The organism is Roseibium sp. SCP14 (genome assembly GCF_040329475.1).
In the GTDB taxonomy this organism is placed as follows: Bacteria; Pseudomonadota; Alphaproteobacteria; order Rhizobiales; family Stappiaceae; genus Roseibium.
Genome location: NZ_JBDZYH010000010.1, coordinates 29259 through 42228, shown reverse-complemented (window position 1 = coordinate 42228; position 12970 = coordinate 29259). Strand labels below are relative to the sequence as shown.

The following is a 12970-nucleotide window of genomic DNA, read 5'->3' as shown; positions in this document are numbered from 1 at the left end:
CCGATGGTGGCTTCAATACGCTCCCCCTAGTGTTCTCAGGCGAAGCAAAAGTTTTCCGAACCGGATCGGGACAACACGTCAAAGTCTGGATACGGAACCTGTTTACGAAAGCAACGAGCTGCTCATGACCAAGAAAAAACACGTTCAAGCGGAAACAATGACCAACCGCATGAACGAACCAGAGGCGGCCGGCACCGGGCTGGAAACCGGTACCGTCAAAGCTCTTTTGACCGAACGGGAGGCCATGGTGACGCTTTCGGATGGCGAACAGATCCATGCCACGCAGGCCAGCAGCTGTCTGCTTGCACCGGTTATCGGCGACATCGTTCTTGTTTACCGCGGGCAGGAACAGGCATTCATGCTGTCGGTTCTGACCAGGGAGGCCGATGTCGTTGCGGAGATCAGCGTGCCGGGCGCAAAGGATGTCGCAGTCAAGACACATGGCCGGCTCGCACTATCTGCACCGGACATCCAGGTCAGTGCTCGTCGCCTGAGCGTTCTTGCCGAAACTCTCGTGCAGACCGGCAAACAGCTCGTCAGCAAATTCAACCGGTCGTTGGAAACATATGTAGACAAGATCCTGAACGCCCGTAGCGTCACCACGACAGCGCAAAGCCGAAGCAGTTCCATCAAGGAAACCGAAACACTCAAGGCAGGCATTCTGGTACAGAATATCGACAGCGTCGCCACCCAGAACAGCGACATTTCGATGATCACCGCGGAAGAAGATGTCCGCCTGGATGCAAAACGCGTCAGCGTCGGCTGATCCGCCGCTCGGCCAAACCTAATCTCGGTATCGAAATGCTGTTGGTGGATGACAGACTGAAAGCGGCAAGAGAACATGCGGCGGCGGGCCGGCATGACAATGCGGCACTTCTCTTTGAGAGCATACTGGATGTTTCCCCCGGACACGGGGAAGCGCTTTGCGGACTGATCGAGGCACAGCTCGCAAAAGGTCAACTTGAAACGGCACAGGCGCTGTTGAAAAAAGCAACCGCGGCCAGCGGGCGGGACCCCGGTTTCCTGACGCTTGCTGCAAAGATCGCTCTTTTGAGCGAAAATGGCTCCGAGGCGGAACGCCTTACAGAACGCGCGCTGGCAATCGACCCCTATTTTGTGGAAGCCGCTTTGCTCAAGGCTGACTTCCTGGCTTCAAGCGGGGCCTTGTCCGACCTGGAAGACTTGCTGAATTCAGTGCGTGTTCGAAATCCCGACCCGCATATCCTTCTGGGGATTTCAAAACTCTACTATTCCCACGGCCTCCTCGGCCCGGCGCTGACGGTTGCCCAGGAGGCACTCTCCCTGAAGCCGGAAAGTGCGGATCTCAATATCCTGGTCGGTCAGATTCTCTCAGCGCTCGGAGATCATGGCAAGGCTGAGCCGTTTCTTGAAACCGCGCACTTGCAAGATCCCGCCAATCCCGAAATTCTGCTGGCACTGGCGAACAACGCGGCAGCGACCGGGCAACTGACTGAGGCAGTCCGCTTTGCCGACCGAGCCAAAATCCTGTTTCCGGATTTGATGCCTGCCTGGCTGAGCTACATCAGGATCAAGGCAAATCGAGGCGAGGCAATCGAAGCACTCAGGGAATTTGCACCGGTCGCCAAGGCAGCAAAGAACCGGATGGACGCGACCCTGACCTTGGGTGCTGCTTACCGGCTGGCTGGAGAACCGGAAAAAACCCTGCAACTTCTGGAACCCTTGCTCGCCAGCGCACCCCAACTGGACGAACCGGTCAGACTGCAGCTCTTCAGTATTTTGCGAGACGCCTTCCTGTCGACAGGACAACTTGAGAAGGTGGCCACGATTCCGGACACCTTCCTGACGACGAACCTGCAACTTTCTGAAGACGCGATGGCCGACCATGAAGCCCTTGCGAACCGGCTTCGGTCGGCCGCATTGGTCATTGATCCGAAGCTGAGCAATCTTGAGTTCATGGTCATGGCGCGGTTCTTTGGTGAACTGGGCCGCGGCTTTGACACTCCGGTGGTGGGAACATCCGCCCTATCCCAGTTGGCACAACTCTTCGGTTATGAGAACTACCTGCCGAATGACGCACATGAAACCAGCGGAAAACCGTTCGAATTCTCACACGCGTTCCCTGTTTCTCAGGTCCTGGCTGTGCCAGCCACTCTCCGGGGAGGCTTGACCGGTAAGGTCCCGTATCTGCCGATACGCGAAGATCTGCATCAACGCTGGCACGACGCACTGTCAGAGTTTCCAAGACCCTGGATCGGCCTTGCCTGGAACGAATCTCCTCCCGGTCTGACGCTTGACACGTTGCTGCCGTCACTGCCACCGATGCCGGGGACGCTGATCAGCACGATCTGGGATCACAGCCGGGAGCAGCTCGCCGGACATAAGGGCATTATCGACGCCGGACGTCACATCCGGCGTCTTGATGATCTTGCCGCTCTGTTGCATGCCCTTGACTTCGTTATCGGCCCTGACGGTATCGTGCTTCACGCCGCCGGCGCTGCCAACACGCCCGGTCTTGCGCTCGTCTCCCATATGACGCCCTGGTACTGGCATGCCCGTGACGGCCGGAGCCTGTGGTATCCGGACATGGACGTGGTTCGTGCACCCCGTTTCGGACACTGGGCAACGCTCATGCCGGAGCTGGCAGAAGAGATTGAGGGCCGGATCAACGACCGGTTTTGAACTCATCCGCTGCCATGCAGCTTGTTCAAAGCCTGCCAAAAGCAGGTCTTCCCAAAAACCGTTCTTCGTTGAATCGGTATGGGAGATGAGCCACGCCTCGTTCAATTCGCCGCAATTCGCACTACCTGGCTTTTTTGGCCGGTCGGTGGCCAAGAGCTACAGTGCCAACTTTTCCGGCACATGGTGTTTCAACCTAATCGATTATCGCTTCGCAGCGTTCTTTCGCCGCCGCGATATCGCCGCCTTCGTCCTGGGCCTCGATCAGCAGGATCTTGCCTTCCGCCGACGTGAGAATGGCCAGATTGCAAGTGTTGCTGGCGGAGCCGGGAAGTTTGGAAATGGATTTCCGATTGATTGAAGACCAGTAATAAACCAACTCTTTCGGATCCGTCTGGTTGATGAGACGTCCGGTGGAGTCGGTTTTAAGCTCCTGCTTCATGCCGATTACGTGGTTTGGTGGACCATATTCACCAAAAAACTCAGCTGTCGGCTTACCCAAATACTCACTTTTGATGCGCGGGTTCTGAGAGCCTGCCGATTGGCATGCGGCGACCAGAAAAGCCATGAGAAGGCTGCAGAAGGTCCTTAATTGACGCCCCGCCGGCATGCTAGTGGAGTGCGCCATCAGCCTCTTCCAGATGAATACTCCCGACCGGTCCGCGATCCGGAAGATGGTCGATATCAGCTGATCGTCAGCTCGAGAGCGGGATGCAGCCGTTGCAGATTGCGCAGGGACTTAGATTGCCACGGGATCGATTTCGAACCGAGAACACGCGCCCCGACTTCCGGCTGCTTTCTGATCTCAATCGTAAACTTTGCAAACAAGTTGATTCCGGAACTGTTGAGAAATTCCAGTCCGGTCAGATCAAGCGTGATGACATCCGGCTTGGACGACAGGACGGAGTTCATGATTTCCAGAATTGGCGCATAGGCGTCGGTTCCCGACAGCCGCATCGTCCCTTCGTAGTGAATTGTCGAAGCTTCAGTCCAAACGCGGTAGTCGTTCGTGCTGATTTCCATGTTGATTTCTTCCTTCGGAAATGTCGGCGATCAGGAAAGTCGCAAAGAGGCATAAGTCGTTAATTCTACGCCTTCACTTACATGCTCAGACGCGAAAGACCAGCCCAATTTCGCACCGTAGTCGCTCATAAGCGTGAGAAGGCCCAGACCGGATCCTGTAGAGTCCGGATTGAGCGCATTTTCTTCAATGCGCTCCAGCAGGAGTTCACCCGGTTCACGTTCCAGCAATCTTGTCAGATGTCCCTGAAACTTTTCAGCGGTCGATTGGTCGACCTGGTTCACAATCTGGATTTCGAATGTTTCCGCTTCCAGACTCGTGGCGAGGTCCACATCGCCGCCGTACCGGAACTTGATTGCGTTCTCCAGAATCTCATTGATCATGTAACTGATGCTGTGACGCGCATCGACAGGATCGATCCCCTTGTCGCAGGCCCTGCTGAAATACTCCCCGATGAAATCGGAGGTGACACCGCAGTGATGCCAGCTCAATTCAAGCGGCTCAGCCCGTAACTTGAGGCTGAAACGAATGGCATCGTCGCCATTTGAAGCCGCCGTATTGCCAAAACCCTGAACCATTCCCTACCTATGCTTCAAGACAACAAGCGTTATGTCGTCATAAACCTTGTGATCACCGATATGCGCCTTGACGTCGCTGATGACCGCTTCCGCGATACCCTTCGCCGATTTGTCGCGATTTTGGTGCACGCTTTGACTTAGTCGCTCGAGGCCGTACAGTTCGCCGTTCATGCTTTCCGCTTCGGTGATACCATCTGTGTGCAGAACCAGAATGTCTCCCGGTCCGAAGGCAAGATCCTTGGTGGCGACAAAGGGCGAAATATCTTCCTCAAGCCCGACCGGGAAGCCCAGATCAATGGTATCGATCCACTCAATGTCACCGGTTGTCCGAATGATCAGAACCTCTTCATGCTGCCCCGATAGCGTGACGTTTCCGTCTTCGTAATCGACAAAGGCGAGGGTCAGATGCTTGTCGGACCTGGTCCGGGCAATATTCTTGTAAACCGCCCGGTTCAGCACATCGAGAAATGCAATTGGATCCTTGTCACCCTTTTCCTGCAACGCCCTGGCGACCGATTGGACCATCAGCATCAGGACACCGCTTTCAAGGCCGTGTCCGGTGACATCGCCAATACCGATTTTGACGCGGTTCTCGTCGAAGAGCACATCGTAATAGTCTCCACCGACCTCATCGGCAGGCTCCATGAACGCGGCAATTTCGATCTGTGGGATCGCTTCGAGCTCACTGCTGCGGGGAAGCACCATTTCCTGAATACGTTTGGCAACATCCAGCTCGGCGCCAAGTCTCAGATTTTCCGACTTCAAGCGCTTGTTCAGCTCGACAATCTCGTGGTTCGCGGTTTCCAGCTTCTTGGTGCGTTCCTCTACGAGATTTTCAAGGTTTTCGGTGTGATAGCTGATTTCTTCGGCCATACGGTTGAAGGCCAGCCCCACCGCTGCCACCTCGTCTTTCGTGGGAATTGCCACGCGGACGGAATAGTCCTTGTTCTGCAGCGCCCGCGCAGCACCGGCAAGCTGGGACAAGCCTTTGGTGATGCGTCCGGAAATCGCGTAGACGGCAAGAATGACAATCATGAGACTGACAAGAAGCGCGGCAACCTGCCAGGAGACAATGCGCTGCGTCGCTTCGCTGAGTTCCTGCCGGACGGCCGTGAGGGGTGCGTAGATTTCGTCATTGGCGACCATGAAACCAAGTGTCAGGTTCTCCGCTACGATCTTTTCGCCGTCCCAAAGATTGATCGGCGCCAATTCCTTCAGAACGACGATATAACCTTCGTCAGCCTTGCCATTCTCTCCACCAAGATTGATGTTGTCGATCACGGTGCCGGTGTTGTGCGGCAGAACGAGATTGGCGACTTCGGGATAACGGCTTTGAGACAGGAACCTGTTGATTCCGGTCACGCCCTGACCTTCACCGCCAACGGAAACCAGTCCGAGGGCAGACGCACCTGCATCACTGACCGCAAGCACGTTTCCGGCCGAAGACGTCAAAAAGCCGAAGCCGGTTTCGGCGATTTTCACGTTCTCGACCAGGCTCGACAACTGATCGAGAGTGATGTCGACCGCCGTCATCCCGGCGACATCGGAACGGTCCTGGGTCCAGAGCGGGAAGAAGAAACTGACGATCTTGGCTCCGGTAATGGCGTCGATATAAGGGGCAGTCCCCACAATGTCGCGCGGTACCGGACGAAGCTTGGGATCACCGATCCAGCTTTGCCAGCCTTCGTAGACGCCGGGGAAGAAAAAGTCCCAGAAATTGTCTTCGTTGTGCCCCGGATAGAGCTCGTCGAACGTCTGCGCCTGATCGGTGTAGGGTGTTGTGCGCATGATCGGCCTGTCCTTCGGGCCGACATAATACATCTGCAGCTTTGGGGAACCGGTCTTCATCATGCCTGGAGCGACAAGATTGAATGCGGAGCTGTCTGAAATCTGCGCCGCCACCTCAGGCAGAGGATTGCCACCCTCGCCCAGAAGATATCCCCAGACGCTGACAACCGATTCACCGGGTTCGTTCTGAGCCCAGTCCGCCGCTTCGTTGAAAACCAGTTTGTCACCAAGCCTGGGGTCCGTTTCAACCGATTGACCGACCCGGGTACCGGTTCCGGGATTGTCGATCAGGGTCTGCATGGAGGCGCCCAGCGCCTCCACTTCCGAAAAAACCTGATCTAGAAGCAATTCCGTCCGTAGCGCCGTCGTGTCGATGTAGGTGCGAAGATATTCTTCGGTTGCGGTGGTCAGCCCGTAGGCGACCTTTTCTGTCGCGTCCCTGGAGAGTCTTTGCACGTTCCAGATGGCGACACCGCCAGCCAGCATCAGATCGAACAGAACAGCGGCGCTCACCACCAGGATGAATTTGGCCCGGAAACTGTGCCTCGACAGTTTTCCGATGCGCTCTGGTTCCCGTTTTCCAGAAGTGTCAGCAGTCACGTTGGCCAAGCTCATTTCGGTTTGCGTCCGGAGGCGACCCAGATCGGCCAGCCTGCATATCCCTTCGGATGCAGCGCAGCGAAAACATGATCCTGGAATCCCTTTCGGAACACCTCGATCTCTTCCGCGCTGTCACCGCGCTCCACAGCCATCTGACCCGCATAGACATTCTCCCATGATCGGATGATGTCGGCGAAGTCCTGCGGGTTTCCGTCCTGGTTGGTCACCATGAACGACTCCATGCGGATATCTTCAAGTCCGGCATCGATGAGATACCGGCGGCTTTTCGGTCCGAGTTCGATGTCCATGTTGAAGTGCGCCCACAACCGGGCGACTTCCGTGTAAGTGCGCTGAATGGAGTCGGATCGAGGTTCACCGAGACAATGGGAGTTTTTCTCGTTGGTGATGTAAACCCGCCCACCCGGCTTGCAGATCCGGAACAACTCCTGAAGGATCAGTTCGGGTCGATCAAAGACCTGTAACGAATGGCGGCAGGTCACGAAATCGAACTGATCGCTCTCCAGAAGCATCTCCGACGCGTCGCCAAACACATAATCAATCCCGCTGACGCCGAAATCGGCTGCCACCTTGCGCGCATATTCCAGGCTGGAGCGGCTGTGATCGAGTGCGACAAGGCGTGAAGGACGATACTCCTTCTGCATGAGAACAGCGAAGTCGCCGATGCCGCAGCAAATGTCGGCGACCTGCATGCCCGGCTCAAGACCATGCTTGCCGAGAATCGTCTGCTCGTGATGCCAGGTCAGCTTTGTCTGAGTGCGCAGGATCGGAATAAAGCCACCTTCTTCCAGGAAGGTCTGGCCCGGGTAGAATTCGCTGTCGTACTCGCTGACCGTGATTCGATCGGACATGGTTTCCAGGGCAGCGAACTTACGTGTCGACCAGCCAACGACACTCGACGTCGTCACATGGACACTCAGATCGGACCGCCCCCGAACCAGATCCAGGATCTTGCAGGCAAATGTCTGAAAGGCGACATTGTTCATTCTGACCAGGCGGCGAACATTGACATAGAATTTGCCGCTGACGTTTCTTACGGATTGCTCCAGAGCGGATATGCAGCCGGCAAGCTCACCGGCGCATTGCGGGCGCAAACTTCCATGCAACGAGAATTCCTGGTCATTCTCGTTGTAGGTCCAGTCAAACACTTGAGTCATGTTCCCTGCATTCATACGATTTCGTCCTCAAGCATCAGATCGGCGGTCAGCCTCATCCTGCCGTCCTCCAACCGGTCGACGGACAAGGCGGCGTCGTAATCGACACCCAACTCCAAAAGGCCCAGGCTTGCGTCAGGTTCGGTATCGGCAAACAGCGCATCCAGATAGATTTTTTCCGCGTTTTCGCCGCTCGCCTTACCGATTGCCTCCCGATAGATGCGAAACGTTTCGTCATCTACAGGGAAAGTAAGCTCTATCCTGTCAACGTTGCCCTGGCGTTGAACTGAGAAATGAAGCTTTCCGGTCGCGCTGTGCATACGGAAAACAGTTTCCAGCAGCTCGTTTACCGCAGAAGAGTAGAGATTTGAAAACAGGAGAGAATCCAGCCGATTGTGGCTTACCATTCTCGCAAGATAGGCCGACATCAGGTCGCAGTGCGACCAGTCGGAGCAAAAGTCACCAATGTTCAGATCCATCTGAAGCATTTGCGGCATATCATTTCCTGATAACTGCCCCTCAAAAGGTGACGGCATTTCTATTCCCCCGCTGGCAAATTTCGTCGCACCCGATCATGGCGCGCCACTGTCTCACAATGTTTGGAAATCACCGCCGATATGACTCGTGTCATCTATGATTCATTTGATGAACCATACGGTGTCGCTGGTTGCCAAAGATATAACGAAATCTGCCAATGTGTGAATTCCTCCCAGATAATGCGCCGATTTGCTCACCTAAGGCTTTTCTCACTGCGTCTTTTTGGGCACCATGAGCGAACCATGACAAGTATCGATAGAATAGACGCCGTCTCCAATTCCTTAAATCAAGAAGAAGAACTTGAACGCTTACAGGGGGAACTGGCGGAACTCAGAGCTGAGCATGCCGATCTGAAGCTGCTCTATGAAGCCACGATCGAGCATGGCGAGGCCGTGGAGGACCAGCTCGCCGAATACAATATCCTGCTCACGAAGACCCAGGAGCGCCTGGAAGCGGAACTTCGTGATGCCGGAAACTATGTGTATTCCATCTTGCCCGAGAAACGTCCGGCAAACCCGCAAGCGGACTGGCTACTGGTTCCATCGACGGAATTGGGCGGTGACTCATTCGGATATCACGACCTCGATAACGATCACTTTGCGATTTACCTGATCGACGTTTGCGGCCATGGCGTGAGCGCTGCTCTTCTGTCCGTTGCAATCATAAACGTGCTGAGGGCCAATGCCCTGGCCGAGACCGATTTCCGGCATCCGCCGGACGTCCTTGCAAAGCTCAACAATGCCTTTCCGATGGAACGGCAGAACAACATGTTTTTTACGATCTGGTACGGCGTCTATCAGCGGTCGACCGGATGTCTTTCCTATGCCTCCGGCGGCCATCCGGCGGCGATCTTGCTCAGGCCGGCCACCGAGGGGCTCCAGATCACGAGCCTCGGGACACCCGACGGCATGGTGATCGGCGCTCTGCCGGACATGCCGTTTGAGGGCGGCACCTTTCAGATGCATTCCGGCGACAAGCTTCTGGTCATCAGTGACGGAACCTATGAGATCGAGGATGAAAAGGGGGTAACGCTTACCTGGGATCAACTTGCAGACAGGGCAAGAGCGACCGAGACAGGCATTCCCCAGGCAATTTACGACTGGCTGGCCACTTTTCAGGAAAATGCACCGCTGCCGGACGATTTCTCCATGATGGAATTCACATTCTGAGCGAACGGCCGATTACCGGCAACCTCAGTCGGCGGTATTCGCCAGCAGAACCGTCGTGTGGTTTCTGTCGCCAACGCGTTCGGTCGTGACCTGATCTGCGAGCTGGTGCACGAGAAAAAGCCCGAGGCCGCCGACTTCCAGGGCCTCAATGTTAACCGACCCGCTCGGCTCTGACGGCGTGGCGCTGTTGTCGAACGCGATCGCACCGTCCGACAGGGTCAATTCCACCTGATTTGCACGGAGGCTTGCAGAGACGGCTATCTCATCTGGTTCGCCATCGGGATAGCCATAGGAAACGGTATTGTTGAAGAGTTCTTCAACTATCAGCATCAGTGAGCGCCGAACCGAATCCGAAAGACCTGCTTCGGTCGAAAAGGCTTCCAAGGCCGCATACACGGCCGGAAGGTCCGAAAGGTCGTTACCCACAGTTACGATCTGGACTTCTGTTGCCATTGCCTGCCCTGCCGGTCATTGCGTTCGAAAAAACGCCACCATTGTTCAGGCAGCATTGCCTGCCGGCGCCAATGCTTCGTCCTGTGTATCCACAACCTTGAGAATTTTCAGGAACCCGGAAATCTTCAAGACATCGAGCACCGAAGGGTTCACCTGGAACAGGACCAGTTTGTCGCCTGAAGGCGCCAATAGCTTGGCGATGATCAACAAAGAGCGCAGTCCAAAACTCGTCACATAGTCCACTTTCGACATGTCGACGAGAAGCGTACCGGACACTTCGTTCACAAGGTCCTTCAGGTAGGCCTCGAAAGTCTTGGCGCTTAACGTATCCAGCTTGCCAGCGGGGCGTACGATGGCGAATCCGTCGGATTGCTCATGCTCGATCTTGATATCTGCGGCGTCAGAGCTCATTGCCATTTCCCATTTGCGCACTTTGCCGTGGCAGGCCGTGCAATTCGAATCGTTGTCCAGCGCGTGAAATTTTCTATCCGGGGAATTTCAATTCCAAACTTGTAAATTTTATTAAGGTGTCGCCGGTAAATCACCATGGACCCGAGAAATCAGTTTAACTAACAACTGGTGATTCGCATTTCTCCTTTTTCCGGAGCGCCCAAATGGCCGAAGAAGATCCCTTGGCAATCCTTGACGATCCGAGATCGGAAGTCGGCCGTGCGCAACTGGAGATGCCGGATGCTCAGAGCGAGTTTCGAGATTCGCCGGAATTCGAGACACTGGAATCCGAATTTCGGAAAATGGAAACCGATGGCCCTACCGCCGTCAACTGGAAGCAGTTGAACGAGGAGACGATCAGCGTTCTGCAGACGAAGTCAAAGGATCTGGTCCTTGCGACGCGTCTCGCCTACGGCCTGTTCACCGAGGAAGGCTATCGTGGCATTGCAGTCGGATTGGTGGTTCTGAAGGACTTGGTGGAAATCCACTGGGACACGATGATCCCACCGGTACGCAGAGAACGTGGCCGCGCCGGTGCCTTTGACTGGCTTGCCGAGAAACTTGCACCGATGGTCGAGGCGAAACCCCCTGAAGGGCAATTCAACGCGGAAATTTACGTTGCAAACGAAGCTCTTCTGGAACTCGACAACGCCCTTGAACAGAAACTGACCAAGACGCAGGTAGCTCTGGGTCCGCTTGTGCGGGCACTGCGGCCGCTCGCGAAAGACGCCAAGGCAACTCTTGAGGAGGCCAAGAAAGCAGCCGAAGCCATGGAAACGGCTGCTCAGGCACCCGCCGAAGCGGAAGAAGAAGCAACTCCGGCAACCGAACTTCAGGCGGCTGCAGTCAGCGAACCGGCGCCTGCTCCAACACAAGCAGAAGCTCCAGCAACAGCAACTCCGCCGCCACCGCCTCCACCGAAACCAGCCCCCGCTCCGGTTGCGGAGATCGCCGTCGACACATCGAACGCCACCTCTGCCTTGCAGGCAGTGTTTAATGCAGCCACCAAGGCTGCGACGACTGTCCGGCAACAGGCGCCAACTGACGCGCGCGGCTATTTTGCCTCCCGCTTCGCGCTGTGGGGAAGAATTGAAGCGCTTCCCCCAAACAAGGATGGCAAAACCGCGCTGCCCCCGCCGCAAAAAACAAAGACGTCCGAGCTGGCGGCACTGAAGGGGGCAGGAAACAACGAAGGCCTCATCCAATCCGCTGAATCCGCATTCATCGCCTCCCCTTTCTGGTTGGATGCGCAATACATGCTTGCGTCGGCCATGGACGAACTGGGCGCGCCATATGACGCCGCCAAACGCATGGTGACCGGCGAACTCGCGAGTTTTCTGAAGCGGTTTCCGGAAATCACGACGCTCACTTTCAGCGACGGAACCGCATTTGCCAGCATCGAAACGCGAGATTGGATCGCGCAGGAAATCCAGTCCGGTGGCGATGCAACGGCTGCAACGGGGTCAGATCTTGACAGAGCGTTTTCCGAAGCAGTGCAGCTCGGCGTTGCAGGCAAGACTGTTGACGGCCTAAATGCACTCAAAGCCAACGTCACCGCCAGCCAGGCTGGTCGCGACCAGTTCAAAGCGCACCTCAAGATCGGCGAATATTGCCTCCGGTTTGAACTGATCCAGCAACTTTTTGCACTGCTCAGTTCCTTGCGTGCAATCGCAACCGAGCGCGATCTTGCAAATTGGGAACCAGAACTTGCAATTGCGCTTGCACGGTTGTCCTGGCAAAGCCTCGGACACAAGAATGCAAGACAATTCATACCCGACGTTGATGCGGTCCAATTGCGAGCCAACGCAATGGAAACACTCGCACTTCTCGATGTCGGCGCAGCAGTGGAGCTGACAAACCGGAAGTAAATTAAGACTCCTTTAAAGCTGAAAGGTCAAATTTCTCAGCCATCAAAATAGAGTTGAAACGCACTCAGAGTAGAAATGTTTTCATCTTGAGGTTTTGGGCTCGCGGTATTTCGGCCACCGCCTAATAACCTGTCTGACCACGGGAGACGTAATGTCCAAAGAAGCTTCGGTAGCCCCCAAAGAGCGGGTGAACATCAAATACAAGCCAGCCACCGGTGACGCAAAAGAGGAAGTCGAACTGCCTCTGAAAATGGTCATGCTCGGGGACTATACCTTGCGGTCGGACGACACGCCGATCGAAGACCGGACCCTTATCAACATCAACAAGGACAATTTCAACGAGGTCATGAAGAGCCATGAGCTTTCCCTTGACCTTTCGACAGAGAACAAGCTGGCCGACACGCCGGAAGGCGAAGAACCGAGCAATCTGTCGGTTTCGTTGAAGTTCAACAACCTGAACGATTTTACGCCGGAGTCGATCGTCCGCCAGACACCTGAACTCAACAGCCTGCTCGAGCTGCGTGAAGCCCTGGTCGCACTGAAAGGTCCGCTCGGCAACGTGCCTGCGTTCCGCAAGGCCATCCAGAACGTACTCGGCGATGAGGCTGCCCGTGACAAGCTTCTGGCCGAACTGACCAACGCAACCGAAGAGTCCGGCGGCGCTTCGGAATAACCC

Annotated in this window: 13 protein-coding genes; 5 read left to right on the top strand and 8 right to left on the bottom strand. The window is 55.6% G+C overall.

Features of this window, described 5'->3' with window-relative positions:
• Positions 1-124: 124 nt before the first annotated feature.
• Together ABLQ08_RS27810 and ABLQ08_RS27805 are read left to right on the top strand one after the other, a co-directional pair.
• A complete protein-coding gene (locus ABLQ08_RS27810; RefSeq protein WP_352949386.1) occupies positions 125-766 on the top strand; it encodes a DUF3540 domain-containing protein in 642 nt (213 codons plus the stop codon).
• Between the two features lie 35 nt (positions 767-801).
• Entirely contained in the window at positions 802-2661 is a 1860-nt protein-coding gene (locus ABLQ08_RS27805) for a tetratricopeptide repeat protein (protein WP_352949384.1), read from the top strand.
• A gap of 193 nt (positions 2662-2854) precedes the next feature.
• On the opposite strand, the gene ABLQ08_RS27800 is transcribed toward ABLQ08_RS27805, so the two are convergent.
• From ABLQ08_RS27800 to ABLQ08_RS27775, 6 genes are all read right to left on the bottom strand, one after another.
• Positions 2855-3226 (bottom strand): hypothetical protein, encoded by a 372-nt coding sequence (locus ABLQ08_RS27800; RefSeq protein WP_352949382.1) that lies wholly within the window; start codon positions 3224-3226, stop codon positions 2855-2857.
• 116 nt (positions 3227-3342) lie between these two features.
• Positions 3343-3681, bottom strand: coding sequence for a slr1659 superfamily regulator (locus ABLQ08_RS27795; RefSeq protein ID WP_352949380.1), 339 nt, complete (start codon positions 3679-3681; stop codon positions 3343-3345).
• Positions 3682-3711: 30 nt separating this feature from the next.
• Positions 3712-4257: a slr1658 superfamily regulator gene (locus ABLQ08_RS27790; protein WP_352949378.1), complete on the bottom strand. Its 546-nt coding sequence runs from the start codon at positions 4255-4257 to the stop codon at positions 3712-3714.
• Positions 4258-4260: 3 nt separating this feature from the next.
• Positions 4261-6660 (bottom strand): SpoIIE family protein phosphatase, encoded by a 2400-nt coding sequence (locus ABLQ08_RS27785; RefSeq protein WP_352949376.1) that lies wholly within the window; start codon positions 6658-6660, stop codon positions 4261-4263.
• Positions 6657-7835 carry a methyltransferase domain-containing protein gene (locus ABLQ08_RS27780; protein ID WP_417714960.1) on the bottom strand — a complete coding sequence of 393 codons (1179 nt, stop codon included), beginning with the start codon at positions 7833-7835 and terminating at the stop codon, positions 6657-6659. The genes ABLQ08_RS27785 and ABLQ08_RS27780 overlap by 4 nt, the downstream gene beginning before the upstream one ends.
• Entirely contained in the window at positions 7832-8314 is a 483-nt protein-coding gene (locus ABLQ08_RS27775; RefSeq protein ID WP_352949372.1) for a ubiquinone biosynthesis methyltransferase UbiE, read from the bottom strand. The genes ABLQ08_RS27780 and ABLQ08_RS27775 overlap by 4 nt, the downstream gene beginning before the upstream one ends.
• 282 nt (positions 8315-8596) lie before the next feature.
• Between ABLQ08_RS27775 and ABLQ08_RS27770 the strand changes: the two genes are divergently transcribed.
• A complete protein-coding gene (locus ABLQ08_RS27770; RefSeq protein WP_352949370.1) occupies positions 8597-9523 on the top strand; it encodes a PP2C family protein-serine/threonine phosphatase in 927 nt (308 codons plus the stop codon).
• Positions 9524-9547: 24 nt separating this feature from the next.
• On the opposite strand, the gene ABLQ08_RS27765 is transcribed toward ABLQ08_RS27770, so the two are convergent.
• Positions 9548-9976: an ATP-binding protein gene (locus ABLQ08_RS27765; RefSeq protein WP_352949368.1), complete on the bottom strand. Its 429-nt coding sequence runs from the start codon at positions 9974-9976 to the stop codon at positions 9548-9550.
• 45 nt (positions 9977-10021) lie between these two features.
• Positions 10022-10387, bottom strand: coding sequence for an STAS domain-containing protein (locus tag ABLQ08_RS27760; protein ID WP_352949366.1), 366 nt, complete (start codon positions 10385-10387; stop codon positions 10022-10024).
• A gap of 203 nt (positions 10388-10590) precedes the next feature.
• Here ABLQ08_RS27760 and tssA point away from each other — a divergent pair, with 203 nt between their 5' ends.
• The gene (gene tssA / locus ABLQ08_RS27755) at positions 10591-12294 is read left to right on the top strand and encodes a type VI secretion system protein TssA (protein WP_352949364.1); all 1704 of its coding nucleotides are present in this window, start codon (positions 10591-10593) and stop codon (positions 12292-12294) included.
• A gap of 151 nt (positions 12295-12445) precedes the next feature.
• Positions 12446-12967, top strand: coding sequence for a type VI secretion system contractile sheath small subunit (gene tssB / locus ABLQ08_RS27750; RefSeq protein ID WP_352949362.1), 522 nt, complete (start codon positions 12446-12448; stop codon positions 12965-12967).
• Positions 12968-12970 lie beyond the last annotated feature (3 nt).